This window comes from Moraxella bovoculi 237 (assembly GCF_000696305.2).
Taxonomy (GTDB): Bacteria; Pseudomonadota; Gammaproteobacteria; order Pseudomonadales; family Moraxellaceae; genus Moraxella; species Moraxella bovoculi.
This window is the reverse complement of record NZ_AOMT01000043.1, coordinates 86,311-101,578: the sequence shown is the minus strand read 5'-3', so window position 1 is coordinate 101,578 and position 15,268 is coordinate 86,311. Positions and strand designations below refer to the sequence as shown.

The following is a 15,268-nucleotide window of genomic DNA, read 5'->3' as shown; positions in this document are numbered from 1 at the left end:
AAACAGGGTTATGCTTCAATCAAAAATCCGTCTTGACCGTATTGAAAATCTCCCCAAAGATGCTGTTGCCTTCTTTGTCGTTCATGTAGATTTTCACGGTGTCGCCTTGCTTCATAAAGTCGGTGATGGGCGCCCCATTTTCTATGGTTTCATACATGCGCACCTCAGCGATACAGCAGTAGCCAACGCCGCCTTGCGCCACCGATGAGCCGTACAGATTACCCTGCTTATTAGACACCGTGCCAGAGCCGACGATCGTTCCTGCCTCGATCTCACGAGTCTTGGCTAGGTGGCTGACCAGACGAGCAAAATTGAAAGTCATGTCCACGCCAGCGTTCGGACAGCCAAACAGCTCACCGTTAAGCTCCACATTGAGCGGCAGATGCACCTTGGTATCCGACCAAGCATCACCAAGCTCATCAGGGGTTACGAATACTGGACTAAATGCGGATGCAGGCTTTGATTGCAAGAAACCAAACCCTTTGGCAAGCTCAGCAGGGATAAGATTTCGTAGGGATACATCATTGACCAGACCGATGAGCGCTATCGCTTTGGCGGTTTGTTCTTCGGTCGCACCCAATGGCAAATCGGTCGTTACCACCACCACCTCAGCTTCCATATCAATGCCCCACGCCTCTTTGGCGATGATGTCATCTGTTGGCGCAATAAAGCTGTCCGAGCCGCCTTGATACATCAAAGGATCATCATAAAAAGACGCTGGCACCTCGCTATTGCGAGCTTTACGCACCAGCTCCACATGGTTCAGATACGCTGAACCATCCGCCCACTGATAGGCTCTTGGTAGCGGCGAATGGCAGTCATTTTGATTAAAAGGCTTGCCTATTTGTGATGTGTTGAGTTCGTCATAGAGCTTTTGTAGGGCAGGCTTGGCACTTTCCCAATTTTCCAAAGCAGACTGAAGCGTTAAAATCTCGGGTTCAAGATAACGGCTTAAATCACGGCTCACGACCACCAAGCGTCCATCACGGCTTTGCGATTTTAAACTGGCTAATTTCATTGGATTTTCCTTGTTTTGTTGATATTAAATAGCTATTAAAATTATACTTCTGGTGGTTCGCTGCCGTCATGCACCCAACGGGCGTGCTTTGGCGCTTTTTTGGTGAGCGCCCATTCGTTCAGCATGTCCCATTTGACTTTATCAAGCGCACGAGCCTGCTTGTCGGTGGTGACATCATAGGCAAGTTCGATGCGATGCCCATTTGGGTCAAAAAAGTAAATGGAATGAAACAGCGTATGATTAGTCGGACCCAGCACCTCAATGCCTTCGCTGATAAGCTTATCTTTGGTGGCGAGCAGCTTCTCCATGCTTTCTACTTTCAGTGCCAAGTGCTGCGTCCAGATGGGCGTGTTCGGGTCTCGTCCCATGGTCGGACGGGTAGGCAGCTCGAAAAATGCCAAAATATTCCCACCGCCTGCATCCAAAAAAATGTGCATATAAGGATCATCTTCGCCTGTCGATGGCACTTTATCTTCACCGATTGCCAAGACAAAATCCATCTGTAAATGTTTTTGATACCACTCGACCGTTTCTTTGGCATCTTTGCAGCGGTACGCCACATGATGCACGCCTTGGGTTATTGCCATTTTTCTCTCCTTTGGATTGGCGGTTGGATATTTTCTTTGAATGATGACATTTCATCAAAAAAAACCGTGAAAATAAAGCAGGAATTTCTTGATTATTTATCGTTATTTATGATAATTTTGCTCCATCATCACCAAAGCCATCAGAGAAATCGTATGAATCCAGCCAATGTCACGCTGCGCCAGCTGCGTGCTTTTAAAGCGGTTGCCGAGCTTGGTAGCTTTACCAAAGCCGCCGAACAGCTACACATCACCCAGTCTGCTTTGAGCGGCTTGATTAAAGAGTTTGAGACGACCTTGGATTTGCGGCTATTTGACCGCACGACACGCACCTTATCGCTGTCGGTGGCAGGACAGCACATCTATCCGATGGCGTTGCGTATTTTGTATGATTTGGAAAATATGGCAACGGAGGTCGGTCGATTAAAGGACTTAGAAAGCGGCTCTGTCAAAGTGGCGGTGAGTCAGCAGCTGGCGGCGTCGGTCATGCCCAAGGTGATGGCGCAATTTTCCGCCAAATACCCCAGCATCAAGGTCAGCATGGATGACTGCTCGGTTGATGCCGTCATTGAGTCGGTCAGCGCAGGCTTGGTGGATTTTGGTGTGGGTCCTGAGCGAGACATCGCCGACAGCTTGTCGAGCGAGATGCTGTTTGAGTTGCCTTTTTATGTGGTGATGCCGACCCATCATCCATTTAGCAAATTGGCACATGTGGATTGGGCAGACTTACATAACGAATCTTTAATTACATTATCAGGATCATTCAATCGCCTGCTGATAGAAGACCTACCAAAAGAACATACTGACATCATCAAAAATGCCGCACATCAGGTGAATTTTTTGACCACGGCTTTTAGCATGGTGGCGCAGAATCTTGGGCTGACTTTTTGTCTGCCTTATTCAAAAGATCGAGTCGCCCAGCATGGTCTTTGTATGCGACTTCTGACCGAACCACGCATCACTCGTCCTGCTTTTTTGTATCGCAAAAGAGGTCGTCCTTTGTCAGACGCCGCCCAAAAATTCTATGTCATGCTCTGTCAGCATGTCCAAAACAGCGATCAGTAAGCGGCTTTAATATAGTTACAACAGCATATACTTAGAGCAACCACTCAATCGGCAGCTGGCTTGCGATCCACACCTGCACACGGCGAAACAGTGAGCTTTCTGGCTCATGCGTGCGCTGGATTGTCTCGCCGTCTTCGATGGTTGTCCAGATCATCTTGCCTTTGTCGTTCAGGCTCACCGCATAAGTGTGCTTTGGCAGATTCACCGACAGCTGATCCATCAGGTCTTTGGCAAGCTTTGGACTGTCGATGAGCAGCCCCATCTCGGTGTTGAGATTGGCAGAACGGGGATCCATATTAAAAGAGCCGACATACAAATACCGCCCATCGACCGCAAAAGTCTTGGCGTGCAGACTGGCGCCCTGCCCATCGTAGGCACTTCTGACGGCAGCTGGCTTGACGGTGGCATCGTCTTTAAGCTCGTACAGCTTGACGCCGCTTTGCAGCAGGTCTTTACGGTATTTGGCATAGCCTGAATGCACCACCGCCACATCGTTAGCAGCCAACGTATTGGTCAGCACTTGCACCGTTTTACCATTTTTGGCAAGCTTACTTAGCATCTCTTCGCCCTGTCTGGTCGGCACAAAATAAGGCGAGACGATCACAAGCTCATTTTGGGTGTTTTCCATCAAAGGCGAAATGTATCTGTCAAGGATATTTTCTTTTTCTTGTTTTTTGAGCACTTTATCAGGGTGGTCGCTGATAAATTGTGTTTTTGTCCACACCCAAGGCATCTGTCCGTCCGTCAGATAGTTGGCAAAGTTTGCCTGCATGAGCAGACTGAGATACTCTCGTGCCTCATCAGACACGCCCGAAAGGTCGGCAGGCTCGACATCGCCGATGATGACTTGGGCAGGATAGGCGGATTGATTGTTCCAATATCTGTCAAAATCCTCCGCCGTCTCGTGCGCCGCTTGCCCCACCACTGCCACATCTAGGTCGGCAAACATCATGCCACTTGTCGCATCAAAATACTCATCGCCAATGTTGCGCCCACCGACGATGCTCACGATGCTGTCGGCGGTCATGGATTTGTTGTGCATGCGGCGATTGAGACGAAAAAAGTCCGTCAAATACCCCAAAGGGCGAAAACGGCGCTGCATGTATGGATTAAAAAGGCGTACTTCGATGTTGTCATGGTCATCAAGCCTGCGAATCACGCCGTCCATCCCCGCCATCGTATGATCATCAAGCAGTAGCCGCACACGCACGCCACGGTCGGCAGCAGCGATGAGTCTTTGGCTAAGCAGTCTGCCTGAGATGTCGTCGTGGTAGATGTAGTACTGCAAATCAAGGCTCTGCTCTGCCATCTCGACCAAAGCCAGACGAGCCAAAAACGCATCACGGCTGTTTGCCAGTGTATAAATGCCACTTTCGCCCGAGTGCTCGGAAATCTCTGGCAGCAGGCGCTTGGCGATATTGCCATCTGGGCTTGGCATCAGGTGCGTGGAGACGGTCTTTTGGACATTCTCTGGCAACGGACGATGGCTCAATACCGCCAGCAGCGCCACCGCAAGCACAAGCAGTAAAAGCCCAATCACCACGCCCCGCACCCAGCATGGCAAACTACGCCAAATCATCATAGCCAAAACCATCATTATTAAAGTTGGCGTATTATACCGCAAAAATTAGGGGAAAGTGCCGGTGGTTGTTTAGGTATTATTCATAAATATACTCACGAGCATTTATCGTGATTGCCAATATAAAAAGCAAATTTCCCATCAATCATGGCAAGTTTTTATTTTATAATGCATCGCATGGCTCTTTAAGCCATTTTAAATCAAGCCATAAAAAAAAGGACATTTTTATGCAATCAAAAACCCTCTACACTGCCCACATGCCCGATTCGCACGGTCACATCGCATGGTCAGCGGATGAAAATGCCATCTGGCGTGACTTGCGCATCCGCCAACAAAAAAGCATCATCGGCAAGGCTTGCGATGAATACACCCAAGGCTTAAATACGCTCGATTTGCCAATCGATCACATTCCTAAGCTTGGCAATCTAGACACCACTTTGCAGCAGATGACAGGCTGGCAGACTGCCGCCGTGCCTGCACTCATCTCGTTTGGCAAGTTTTTTGAGCTGCTTGCGCATCAGCGATTTCCTGTGGCGACTTTCATTCGCACTCGTGATGATTTTGACTACATCCAAGAGCCTGACATCTTTCACGAAATCATCGGTCATTTGCCACTATTAACACATCCCGCCTTTGCCAATTTTACGCACACCTATGGCAAGCTGGGACTACAAGCCGATAAAAAGACACGAGTATTTCTGGCAAGACTTTATTGGTTTACGATGGAATTTGGTCTGATTAACACCAAAGACGGTCTTAGAATCTATGGCGGTGGTATTTTGTCATCTCCTGCTGAGACAGAGTATGCCGTCAGTGGTAAACCAGAGTACCGACCCTTTAATGTCAATGACATTTTAAGAACACCCTATCGCATTGATAAAATCCAACCCATCTATTATGTCATTGACAAACCAGAGCAGCTGTTTTCACTGACCGAAAAATCATTGATGGCTGAAGTGAACAAAGCCATGGAGCAAGGATTATTTGAGCCACATCCAAGCCTGCTTGATGATCAGACGGCATGACAAATAACCTACCCTAAAAACATCGTTAATAAGGAATCTTTTATGAGTGATTTAAAAAGTCAATTTTGTGAAGCTTGTCAAGCAGACGCCCCAAAAGTGACGGACGCTGAGCTTACAGAATTTATGAAACAGCTGCCAGACTGGGCGGTTGTGTCCGAGCAGGTGGGTGAGCAGTATGTACTGCAATTAAAACGCGTATTTAAATTCAAAAACTTCAAAAGCGCGTGGGCATTTGGCGAAAAGCTGATGCACCTTGCCGAATCAGAAGGGCATCATCCAGGCATCTTGGTGGAGTGGGGTAAGGTCACCGTCTGGTGGTGGTCGCACAGCATCAAAGGTCTGCACAAAAATGACTTCATCATGGCGGTCAAGACAGATGCGCTGTATGAATGAACAAATGACATCTTAATACCATCTTATGCGGTCAGACATGAAATCAGGGCGAGAGTTTCGCCCTGATTTTTTGGTTGGTGGCTGATGTATGCGATCAGTTGTGATTAGGTGTCAATTTAGAAATGGTAATGCCTGTAAAGCCAAAAATCAGCGTCAAAGCAAAGCACAGATAGCAGAAAAACGCAAACGGCACATAGCTGATCACAGGCATGCCAAACACACCCGTCAAAAATCCGCCATACACGCCCCATGGCACCAAGGGATTGATGACGGTGCCAGCATCTTCAATGGTGCGAGACAGATTTTTTGGATGCAATCCAAGTCTTTTATATTCTGGTAAAAAAGCATTGCCCGAGAGCAACAAGCTTAAATACTGCTCACCAACCAACACATTAATGCCAAAAGAAGTGAATGCCGCTGCTGCCACGCCACGACTTGCCTTTGTCAATAAATGACGCATGCCATCAAGCAGTGCTGGCAACACGCCAAGCCCTTGCAACAGCCCGCCAAGCGACAACGCCAAAATCACCAAAATCTGCGTGAAAAACATACTCTCCAAGCCGCCCCGAGAAACGAGCTCGCCTACCGCACCCAAATCCACACCTTCTGGCAAAGAATAGCCCTTAAAGAACCAACCGCCAATCTGGGCAAGGCTTGGGCTAGAATGCGTATAAGTCAAGGCAAGTGCCACGACAATGGTGGCAGCAATGGTATAAATCGCATTGATGCGCATCATCGCCATGGCAATCAGCACCACAAAAGGAATGAGCATATAGCCTTGCACCAGTCCGCTCGCCAAAAGGTTCGCTTTTAGCTCCGCCACACCTGACAAATCGCCTGCTGCTGACGGCATGAACACAAAAATCACCGCCGTGATGAGCCACGCAGGAATGGTGGTGTACATCATATTTTTGATGTGATCAAACAAATCCACGCCCACAATCGAAGCAGCGATGCTTGTGGTGTCGGATAACGGCGACATCTTATCACCAAATAATGCTCCAGAAACTACCGCTCCTGCCACAATTGCAGGATTCGCCCCAAAGGCATTCGCCATGCCCAAAAACGCCACGCCTACCGTAGCACAAGTGGTAAATCCACTCCCCAAAGCCAGACCAATCACACTTGCCAATATGAAAGCTGACAGATAAAACCATTGTGATGACAGTATCTCAAAACCATAATAAATCAGCGTGGGAATCGCTCCACTCATCATGAGTGCTGACACAAGCAACCCAATGAGTGAAAATAAATAAATCGCCCCCATCCCCGTGGCGACACCGCCTATCATTCTATCTTGCATTGCCTCAAACTTGACGCCCTTACATAAGCCGAACATCATCAAGCCTAGAATGACAATCAATAAAGATAGCAACGGCACAAAGCCAAGCTGAATCATCGTCAAAGCAAGTACCGCCACCACAATCATGGCAATCAGTAAAGCTTGTTTTGGGGTTGGGTGTAAAAGAGGGGCTTGTTTACTCATAAAGATTCCTTACTGTCTTATGATGACAACTCATCCGCCCTTGTCATCATTCAAACTTATTATAATAAAAAATAACCGCATGATTCAATGAAAATCATACAGCCATCAATAAGACTTGGCATGAGTTGATGAACTCTTAAAAATTACAGCACACTTCTTTTTTTCCTATGAACCACAAATCTTCACATTCTCCACTTACCTTGATCAACACCATGATTCATCCAAGCGCCCAACACACCACAAAGTATTACAACAAAACCAAACAAAAATAGACTGATAACAATCCATTCTGATTGAATCATAAAAGTGATGCCAAACCCAAACAAAACACAGCATTGTAGTGATAACACATAGTGAGGCATTAACTGCTTGGTATGCTTTCCACAAAAATCAAGCATAAACTCACTCATCAATGTATTTTGCACCCCATTACCCACACCAACGAATAATCCAGACAAAAATAACATAAAAATCATTGAATAATTAGCCAACATACTTACCAAGCCAAATCCCATCATGCCAATACCCATTAATCCAGCCGCCAAATAAGCACCAGATACTTGACCTATTTTTTTAAAAAAATCACTAAATAAGATTGGGCTAATCAGCAATCCAAGACTCATCATGGACAAAGTTGTTCCATAAATAAATGGACTAAGAGCCAACTGATTATTGATATAAGGGATCATGATAATGTTTAGTGCAGAAGTCAAAGCGATGGTGATTGTAAAAAATACCAAAACCCTCTTTATGGTAGGGGTTTTAATAAACTGCCAATAAGAAACGACAGCATCATTGTCCAATAACTCATCTGCGTGTTGTTGGCTTTGAGAGTTCTTGTTATTCAACAATAACAAGAAAAAACAAAAAAAACTAATTACTGATAAAATGAACACCAAGTTTTTACCAACCATACCAAATGCAAATCCCGTTAAACTTGGAGCAAAAATAAATCCAGCATTTTTAATGGTCTGTACTATTTTATTGGCAAGAGGCAAATTATTAGCAAAATAATTTGGCAATACTGATAAAAAAATTGTCCACAATAATGAACCCAGATATCCTAATAAAAAACTTAGAACCAAAACCATCAATGCTAAATCAGCAAAAAAATAAAATGCAAGAATGACCAATCCTTGTAGAAAAAAAATGATAGGCAAAATAGTTTTTTCGCTAATTTTTGGCAAAATCACTGCACCGCTACGACTGGCAATAACACCGCCAATCATAGACAAAGCATATAGCAAGGTTAAATTTTTTGAATCCCCATCAGCAAGCGTCAAAGCAAAGCTAACCAACATCGCTTCATCAGCAAAACTCCCTAATGCCAATACAATAATTGCAATCGCAACTAGTGAGTACTGCATACTAAACACCTCCATTGATGAAGTTTTTTAATGATGGTCAAAGCGTTTTTTTGACAGGATTTGGTAGGTTTTAGTTAGGTTCTATATCAATGAAAGCGTCGCCCATTCAACGATGATCTGAGTTGATTTGGAATCACAAACTCAATCTGGCATGATGCAAAAGAACAGTTGATGGCGTAACAGTCGGTCGCCGTATGTGCTTAAAGGCTTTGCGATGGATTTTAATCGCACAGCAGTCTTGATAAAAATGAGTACGACATGATTGCCATATCGTACTCGCACAAAGACCTGATTTAACTAATCTGTCGTTTCTAAAACCCCACGGCGAATTTGATCTCGCTCAATGGATTCAAACAACGCTTTAAAGTTCCCCTCACCAAAACCTTGGGCATAATCACCCTTCCTTTGAATGAATTCAAAAAATACAGGACCCATGAGCGTTTCAGAAAAAATTTGTAGTAGTAAGCGTGGCGTGCCATCTTCGGTGGTGCCATCCAGCAAGATGCCACGAGCTTGCAGCTCTGCCACAGGCTCGCCGTGATTTGGCAAGCGCTCTTCTAGCATTTCATAATAAGTGTCTTTGGGCGCGGTAGCAAGTGGCACGCCAGCAGCACGCAGCTTATCGATGCTTTCAAGCAAATTGTCCGACAAAAACGCAATGTGCTGGATGCCTTCGCCATTAAATTTCATCAAAAACTCTTCAATCTGTCCGCCGCCTTGCTTGGACTCTTCGTTCAAGGGAATGCGGATTTTGCCGTCTGGCGCAGTCAAGGCACGGCTGGTCAGTCCTGTGTATTCGCCCTTGATGTCAAAATAGCGAATCTCTTGAAAATTAAAGATTTTTTGGTAAAAATGATACCAATAATCCATGCGACCACGATACAGATTATGGGTCAAATGATCGATCACTTTAAAGCCAAAGCCGACAGGATTTCTATCCACGCCTGCCAAAAACTCAAAATCAATGTCGTAAATCGTCTTGCCTTCTTCATATCGGTCAATAAAATAAATCAATGAACCGCCGATGCCTTTGATGGCAGGCAAGCGAAGCTCCATCATGTCCGTTGGCACATCGACAGGTTCAGCACCCAGCTCGATGGCACGGTTGTAGGCAAATTGCGCATTTTTCACCCGAAAGCCCATCGCGCACGCGCCTGCGCCATGTTCTTGGGCAAAATAGTCGGCTTGGGTGCGCTTGGTGCGATTGATGATGATGTTGATGCCACCTTGGCGATACAGCGAGACATCTTTGGAGCGGTGGCGGGCGACTTCAATAAACCCCATTTTCTCAAACAGTGGCTCTAAAAAGCTTGGTGTCGGGCTTGAAAATTCCAAAAATTCAAAACCGTCTAGTCCCATCGGATTGTCAAATAAATCTGCCATAATACTTCCTTGGTTGATGATATAAAAGTGCTTGAATACATTACAATGACTTCTTGTGGTGGTGTTTTCTTAGCTATTGCAAGTCATTTGCCGTTATCATAAAATAGTCGTCCATATTGCACAAATGGCTTTTTTAGTTTTATTTATCGGACTTATCCATGAATGTCACCCTACGCCAGCTGAACGCCTTCATCGCCGTATCTCGCCACAAAAGCTTTACCAAGGCGGCTGATGAGCTGTATCTGACCCAGTCGTCTTTGAGCGGACTGATTAAAGAGATGGAAAATCAGCTGGGCATCACGCTGTTTGACCGCACCACCCGACAGCTACATCTGTCAGAGGCGGGCGAGCGGCTCGTGCCTTATGCCCTGAAAGTCTTGGACGACATGCGCATGTTCACAGGCGAGATTCACGACATCAAAGACTACAATCAAGGCAAGGTGCGCATCGCCGCCAGCCAGCAGCTTGCCGCCACCATCATGCCCAGTCTCATCAAGGCGTTCAAACAAGCCTATCCAGACATTCAGGTGAGTCTCATCGACTGTGGCATCGGCGAGGTCATGGAGCGAGTGCAGCTCATCGACGCTGACATCGGCATCGGTCCTGAACATCCTTTTAGCAGCGACATCTTGGCAGAGACGCTATTTTCATCGAAGTTTTATTTGATTGTTAAACCCGATCACGCTTTGGCAGGGCGGTCTGAAGTCACATGGCAGGACATTCCAGCAGGCGAGCTCATCACGCTACAAGCCGCCTTTGCCGAGCAGATTCGAGCAGCACTGCCGATGGAGCTGACCAAGCGGCTGTTTCGGTCTGATTATGAGGTCAATTTTTTATCCACTGCGCTTGGCATGACGCAAATGGGGCTTGGCATCACACTGGCACTTAGCTACGCTAAAAACTGGATAGATCAGCATGATTTGACCATGATTCCCATCAAAGAGCCTAAGATTGACAGAAAATTTTTGCTGTATCAGCACAAACACCGCTCCCCCAGTGCGGCGGTGTTGGCGTTTGCCAATTTTTTAAAAACTTATGCAAAGCACTGGCAAATTGACACGCAATCAGATTAGCACACCGCCAAATTGACACGCCATAAGCATTGAAAAACTCTCCAAAAATACCATCGCCAAGCCCCAAGATGACAAATAGACGGCAGGCTTGGCGAAATTTTCATCATCACTCACAAAATCATTTACAAGCATCGAAAAATTCTTTATGCTAAGATAATCCGTATGGTTTTTAAGGATTTTTGAAAAATTGGAGCTTTCATGACCGACATCACCCACAACACCAACCTACGCCGCTTTGAAACCACCATCGATGGCATCACCGCTTATCTGAGCTATCTGGATCACGGCGACACCCTCATCTACAATCACACCATCGTCCCAAGTGCGCTTGGTGGTCAGGGCATCGGCAAGGCGCTCACCAAGCACGCACTGTATTATGCACAAGCCGAAGGTAAGAAAGTGGCACCGACTTGCAGCTTTGTCGCCGCTTATATTCACAAAAACCCAGAATACAAACACCTACTGGCGTAAAATGGCTCGCGCATTTGTTGGTAGATTTGTTGGCATAAGAAATGCTTTTTTGGCAAGATTTTTAGCAAGATTTTTGGCAAAAAGTTTTTAGTACAAAGTTTTTGTCATAAAGGCAGTTTTGGTAATTTTAAGCAATACAAGGAAAGTATGATGAATCCCGCCTTAAACCATCTATTCACACCGCCCTTTGATGCCCTGACAACCAGCGAACGCAAGAAACTTGCCGCCGTCAGCCAAATCATCTATCTGCCAGAACACACCGCCGTCAATGGCGATTGGCAAGGCGATTTGTTCATCGTCATCAAGGGCAAGCTCACGCAGCACCAGCATGGCGAGTTGGTGGCAGGCTTGAATGTGGGCGATTGGTTTTCTTTGGCGGACAAAGATGGGGTCGCCTTTGATGTCATCACCCAAGAACAAAGCTTGCTGTATCGGCTTGATGGCGACACCGTCCATGCCATCAGTCAGCACAACGAGCGACTGCGGACATTGCTGTTTGCCGATTTGACCACTCGCAAATCCGAGCAAGACGCCCAGAGTGCCAAAAGCCAAAGCCATCAACTACTCTACCGCCCTGTTGCCAGCATTGGCGAACACATACGCACGCCCAATTTTATTGACGAAAACGCCAGCCTTTATGAAGCGACTTGCCGTATGATGGCGGTAGATGCCAAGCACATTTTGGTCAGCTCGCCCAATGGCGTGGGCATATTTACCCAGACCGATGTCTGCCACGCCATCACAAAACAAGCAGATTTTGCCACCACTTGCGTCAAAGATTATAGCCGATTTAATCTCTACACCATTCACGAAAGCCACGATTTGAGCGAAGCGTTGATCACCATGATCAGCAAAAGCGTCCATCGTTTACCGATCGTCAATGATGCAGGCGAGATCACAGGCGTGATTGGACAAACCGAACTGCTCAACTACCTAACCAACCATTCACAGCTCATCACACAGCGGATTGACCAAGCCCAAAACCTAGACGAAGTTTTGGTGGGCGTGGAGATGATTGGCACATTCATTCGCCAACAAAACCAAAGTGGCATGAAAGTCCATGTCATCGGACGCATTGTCCAAAGTCTCAACATTCATGTCTTTACTAAGGTATGGCAACTCATCGCACCACCTGCCGTCATTGACAACACCTGCCTGATCGTCATGGGTTCTGAAGGTCGTGGCGAGCAAGTCATGCGTACCGACCAAGACAATGCCCTAATCATTCGTGATGGCTTTGACGACCCAAATCTGCCCACCTACGCCCAAGCCTTTAATGATGCCCTGTTCAAACTTGGCTATCCTTATTGCGATGGCAACATCATGATTACAAGCCCTACTTGGCGAAAGTCGCTCACCGATTTTAAAGCCCAAGTCAGCACATGGATGGGGGCGACTGGTGGCGAGATGATGATTCACTTTGCCACGCTCATGGATGCTCACCCTGTGTGTGGCGATGTGGCGTTATTTTATGAATTAAAATCACACTGGCAACACGCCGTCCGCCACGCTCATGCCAATTTTATCAACCGCTTCGCCGCGCCGACAATTCAAGTCGCAACCACAGAAGGTTTTTGGCAAAAATTCACTGGCGGAAAAGACAGCGACATTGACCTAAAAAAAGCTGGCATTTTCCCCATCGTGCATGGCGTGCGAGCATTGGCACTTGAATACGGCATTGACGAGACCAGCACTCGCCTTCGTCTGCGTCAATTAGCCAGTCAAAAAGTCATTGACGAAAAAATCGCCCAAAACATTATCGAAGCTTTGGAATTTTTCCTATCAAAACGCCTTGCCGTCTCGCTCACCACCGATGACAAATCCGCCCGCAAGGTCAATCCAAATACGCTATCAGCACTCGAGCGCGACCTACTCAAAGAAAGCCTTGCGGTGGTGAAATATTTCAAAGGATTCATCACGCGTCATTATCGCCTTGATGTGTTCGTGGGGTGATGATGTTTGATTTTATAAAAGATCTTTTTAATAAGAACCAGCAAGCCAAGCTCACCGACGCCAAGTACAGCTACCTATTCGAGCCGGCACCTCCTGATGAATGGGCGTGCCTTGATTTAGAATTAACAGGGCTAGATCCCAAGACCGACCACATTCTAAGCATAGGCGCGGTCAAGATCACAAAAGACGCCACGGGCTACATCATCGACACCGCAAACCCCCTGTCTATCGTATGCCGCCCACCCATCATGCCTGATACGGACAGCATCGTCATTCACGGACTACGCCCCATGGACCTTGAGAATGGCACAAGCTATAGCGACATGCTAGATCAGCTGCTGCCATTCATCGGTTCGCGCCCTGTGGTTGGGTTCTATGTGAGTATGGACATTGCATTCTTAAATACACTCATCAAACCAAAAATCGGCACTAAGCTACCTAACACGCTTATCGATGTATCCACACTTGATGTCAAGCTACGCCAAAAAACTAACAAAAACAGCGACATCCCCATCGACAAGCGCCATCTAAGCGAGCTATTAGGCGCTTATGACGTCCCCATATTACCGGCGCATGACTCGATGAATGATGCGTTGATGACGGCGATGTTATTTTGCCATCTCAAGCATCAGCTAGGCTAGACCCATGCTTTGGCATCCACTAATAATTAAACGCACAACCTACCCAAGATGGTTATCATAAAAGACAGTACAACAAGCACAATGCCATGACAAAAATTATCACATAAAAATCGCTAGTATTTAATAATAGATATGCTAAACTAGCCAATATTTTGATATCAAAAGGACAACCATGAGCAGTCTTACTCCTGAACAAACCGCCCTGCAATTAGACGGCCTACCGGCTTGGCAGCAGGATGGCAGCAGCCTAGTGCGCACTTACGAATTTAATGACTTTGGGTCTGTGGTGGCATTTTTGGTTAAGGCATCATTCTATGCCCAAGAGCTTGAGCATTATCCAGAATGGCAGAGCCATTATACGACCGTCAATGTTCGCATCGGTAAGATAGAACGCGGCGCGGTACGTCACCGTGATGTGCAGCTTGCCAAGCGCCTAGAGGCCGCTTTTGAAGCCCAAAATTAACCCCCCCAAGCCAAGTTGTCTTGGCTTGTTACCCGATTAACAGTGAATTAAGGATTGATGATGAGCAAGTTTAGTCAGATTCTGTGGCAAGAAAATCAAAAACTCTACGAAGCCACCTTAAACCTACCATTTAATCAAGAGCTAGCAGCAGGCACGCTGTCCAAAGACGCCTTTACCCATTATGTCATCCAAGATGCGCATTATCTGCTGGCCTATGGGCGTGCCTTGGCGATCTGCGCTGCTAAGGCATATGATGCTGACGACGTGATTTTATTTACCGAAGCCGCCAAAGTTGCCATTGTCGTGGAGCGCTCGCTGCATGATGGATTTATGCAAGAGTTTGGCATCAGCCAAGCTGACTTCATGGAGACACCGCTAACCCTAGCATGCCATCATTACACCTCTTATCTGCTGGCCAGCGCCTATGTTGACAGCTACCCTGTGGTATTGGCAAGTCTGCTGCCGTGCTTTTGGATTTATGCCAAAGTCGGTCAAGACATCTATGATAAGTCCGTCCCGAACAACCCTTACCAAGCATGGATCGACACCTATGCTGGCGAAGAGTTTCACACCGCCGTCCAAAAAGTCATCGACGTCGTGGATAAAGTTGCCAAGCGTGCCGATCAAGATACGCTAGATAGAATGCGCGAAGCTTATACTTATGCCGCCAAGTTGGAATGGCTGTTCTGGGAAAGCGCGCACCGTCAGGATAAATGGCGCGGGCTTGATGGCATCTGTTGATCAAATCTAAAAGTTTCATGTTCAAC

16 protein-coding genes are annotated in these 15,268 nt (G+C 46.6%); 9 read left to right on the top strand and 7 right to left on the bottom strand.

Translation table 11 applies throughout. The features are described 5' to 3' along the window. Positions 1-19 precede the first annotated feature (19 nt). Positions 20-1,018: a fumarylacetoacetate hydrolase family protein gene (locus tag MBO_RS09470; RefSeq protein ID WP_036367089.1), complete on the bottom strand. Its 999-nt coding sequence runs from the start codon at positions 1,016-1,018 to the stop codon at positions 20-22. A gap of 41 nt (positions 1,019-1,059) precedes the next feature. Continuing rightward, positions 1,060-1,605, bottom strand: a complete 546-nt coding sequence (locus MBO_RS09465) for a VOC family protein (protein ID WP_036367086.1) — start codon at positions 1,603-1,605, stop codon at positions 1,060-1,062. Positions 1,606-1,758: 153 nt separating this feature from the next. Between MBO_RS09465 and MBO_RS09460 the strand changes: the two genes are divergently transcribed. Next, positions 1,759-2,667 carry a LysR family transcriptional regulator gene (locus MBO_RS09460; protein ID WP_036367083.1) on the top strand — a complete coding sequence of 303 codons (909 nt, stop codon included), beginning with the start codon at positions 1,759-1,761 and terminating at the stop codon, positions 2,665-2,667. A 31-nt stretch (positions 2,668-2,698) separates the two neighbouring features. On the opposite strand, the gene MBO_RS09455 is transcribed toward MBO_RS09460, so the two are convergent. Beyond that, complete coding sequence (locus tag MBO_RS09455; RefSeq protein WP_265013598.1) at positions 2,699-4,249, bottom strand: phospholipase D family protein; 1,551 nt, start codon at positions 4,247-4,249, stop codon at positions 2,699-2,701. A 224-nt stretch (positions 4,250-4,473) separates the two neighbouring features. Here MBO_RS09455 and phhA point away from each other — a divergent pair, with 224 nt between their 5' ends. Together phhA and MBO_RS09445 are read left to right on the top strand one after the other, a co-directional pair. Next, positions 4,474-5,271 carry a phenylalanine 4-monooxygenase gene (gene phhA / locus MBO_RS09450; protein WP_036367333.1) on the top strand — a complete coding sequence of 266 codons (798 nt, stop codon included), beginning with the start codon at positions 4,474-4,476 and terminating at the stop codon, positions 5,269-5,271. A gap of 42 nt (positions 5,272-5,313) precedes the next feature. Next, positions 5,314-5,664, top strand: coding sequence for a 4a-hydroxytetrahydrobiopterin dehydratase (locus MBO_RS09445; RefSeq protein WP_036367080.1), 351 nt, complete (start codon positions 5,314-5,316; stop codon positions 5,662-5,664). Between the two features lie 94 nt (positions 5,665-5,758). Here MBO_RS09445 and MBO_RS09440 read toward each other — a convergent pair whose 3' ends face one another. The 3 genes from MBO_RS09440 to hppD all read right to left on the bottom strand — a co-directional run bounded on the left by MBO_RS09440 (position 5,759) and on the right by hppD (position 9,900). Beyond that, positions 5,759-7,150, bottom strand: coding sequence for a Na+/H+ antiporter NhaC family protein (locus MBO_RS09440; RefSeq protein WP_036367077.1), 1,392 nt, complete (start codon positions 7,148-7,150; stop codon positions 5,759-5,761). A 182-nt stretch (positions 7,151-7,332) separates the two neighbouring features. Further along, entirely contained in the window at positions 7,333-8,517 is a 1,185-nt protein-coding gene (locus tag MBO_RS09435) for an MFS transporter (protein WP_080702256.1), read from the bottom strand. A 297-nt stretch (positions 8,518-8,814) separates the two neighbouring features. Beyond that, a complete protein-coding gene (hppD, locus tag MBO_RS09430) occupies positions 8,815-9,900 on the bottom strand; it encodes a 4-hydroxyphenylpyruvate dioxygenase (protein ID WP_036367073.1) in 1,086 nt (361 codons plus the stop codon). A 158-nt stretch (positions 9,901-10,058) separates the two neighbouring features. On the opposite strand from hppD, the gene MBO_RS09425 reads away from it, so the two are divergent. Further along, positions 10,059-10,973, top strand: a complete 915-nt coding sequence (locus MBO_RS09425; protein ID WP_036367070.1) for a LysR family transcriptional regulator — start codon at positions 10,059-10,061, stop codon at positions 10,971-10,973. Here the strand turns inward: MBO_RS09425 and MBO_RS09420 are convergent. Further along, positions 10,965-11,105: a hypothetical protein gene (locus MBO_RS09420; RefSeq protein WP_158580364.1), complete on the bottom strand. Its 141-nt coding sequence runs from the start codon at positions 11,103-11,105 to the stop codon at positions 10,965-10,967. The genes MBO_RS09425 and MBO_RS09420 overlap by 9 nt on opposite strands. Positions 11,106-11,171: 66 nt before the next feature. Between MBO_RS09420 and MBO_RS09415 the strand changes: the two genes are divergently transcribed. From MBO_RS09415 to tenA, 5 genes are all read left to right on the top strand, one after another. Further along, entirely contained in the window at positions 11,172-11,444 is a 273-nt protein-coding gene (locus MBO_RS09415) for a GNAT family N-acetyltransferase (RefSeq protein WP_036367067.1), read from the top strand. 150 nt (positions 11,445-11,594) lie between these two features. Beyond that, positions 11,595-13,397, top strand: a complete 1,803-nt coding sequence (locus tag MBO_RS09410) for a DUF294 nucleotidyltransferase-like domain-containing protein (protein ID WP_036367065.1) — start codon at positions 11,595-11,597, stop codon at positions 13,395-13,397. Between the two features lie 2 nt (positions 13,398-13,399). Further along, entirely contained in the window at positions 13,400-14,038 is a 639-nt protein-coding gene (locus tag MBO_RS09405; protein ID WP_052585429.1) for a 3'-5' exonuclease, read from the top strand. Positions 14,039-14,210: 172 nt separating this feature from the next. Further along, positions 14,211-14,501, top strand: coding sequence for a 4a-hydroxytetrahydrobiopterin dehydratase (locus tag MBO_RS09400; RefSeq protein WP_036367060.1), 291 nt, complete (start codon positions 14,211-14,213; stop codon positions 14,499-14,501). Positions 14,502-14,561: 60 nt separating this feature from the next. After that, on the top strand, positions 14,562-15,242 hold the full coding sequence (gene tenA / locus MBO_RS09395) for a thiaminase II (protein ID WP_036367058.1): 681 nt from the start codon (positions 14,562-14,564) through the stop codon (positions 15,240-15,242). The last annotated feature ends 26 nt before the right edge of the window (positions 15,243-15,268 follow it).

Excerpts from the sequence above, each read along its gene's own strand:
- MBO_RS09445 (WP_036367080.1), top strand. The coding sequence starts at position 5,314 with ATGAGTGATTTAAAAAGTCAATTTTGTGAAGCTTGTCAAGCAGACGCC.
- hppD (WP_036367073.1), bottom strand. The coding sequence starts at position 9,900 with ATGGCAGATTTATTTGACAATCCGATGGGACTAGACGGTTTTGAATTT.
- MBO_RS09400 (WP_036367060.1), top strand. The coding sequence starts at position 14,211 with ATGAGCAGTCTTACTCCTGAACAAACCGCCCTGCAATTAGACGGCCTA.
- MBO_RS09465 (WP_036367086.1), bottom strand. The coding sequence starts at position 1,605 with ATGGCAATAACCCAAGGCGTGCATCATGTGGCGTACCGCTGCAAAGAT.
- MBO_RS09410 (WP_036367065.1), top strand. The coding sequence starts at position 11,595 with ATGAATCCCGCCTTAAACCATCTATTCACACCGCCCTTTGATGCCCTG.
- MBO_RS09455 (WP_265013598.1), bottom strand. The coding sequence starts at position 4,249 with ATGATGATTTGGCGTAGTTTGCCATGCTGGGTGCGGGGCGTGGTGATT.
- MBO_RS09425 (WP_036367070.1), top strand. The coding sequence starts at position 10,059 with ATGAATGTCACCCTACGCCAGCTGAACGCCTTCATCGCCGTATCTCGC.
- phhA (WP_036367333.1), top strand. The coding sequence starts at position 4,474 with ATGCAATCAAAAACCCTCTACACTGCCCACATGCCCGATTCGCACGGT.
- MBO_RS09470 (WP_036367089.1), bottom strand. The coding sequence starts at position 1,018 with ATGAAATTAGCCAGTTTAAAATCGCAAAGCCGTGATGGACGCTTGGTG.
- MBO_RS09440 (WP_036367077.1), bottom strand. The coding sequence starts at position 7,150 with ATGAGTAAACAAGCCCCTCTTTTACACCCAACCCCAAAACAAGCTTTA.
- MBO_RS09420 (WP_158580364.1), bottom strand. The coding sequence starts at position 11,105 with ATGCTTGTAAATGATTTTGTGAGTGATGATGAAAATTTCGCCAAGCCT.
- MBO_RS09405 (WP_052585429.1), top strand. The coding sequence starts at position 13,400 with ATGTTTGATTTTATAAAAGATCTTTTTAATAAGAACCAGCAAGCCAAG.
- MBO_RS09415 (WP_036367067.1), top strand. The coding sequence starts at position 11,172 with ATGACCGACATCACCCACAACACCAACCTACGCCGCTTTGAAACCACC.
- tenA (WP_036367058.1), top strand. The coding sequence starts at position 14,562 with ATGAGCAAGTTTAGTCAGATTCTGTGGCAAGAAAATCAAAAACTCTAC.
- MBO_RS09435 (WP_080702256.1), bottom strand. The coding sequence starts at position 8,517 with ATGCAGTACTCACTAGTTGCGATTGCAATTATTGTATTGGCATTAGGG.
- MBO_RS09460 (WP_036367083.1), top strand. The coding sequence starts at position 1,759 with ATGAATCCAGCCAATGTCACGCTGCGCCAGCTGCGTGCTTTTAAAGCG.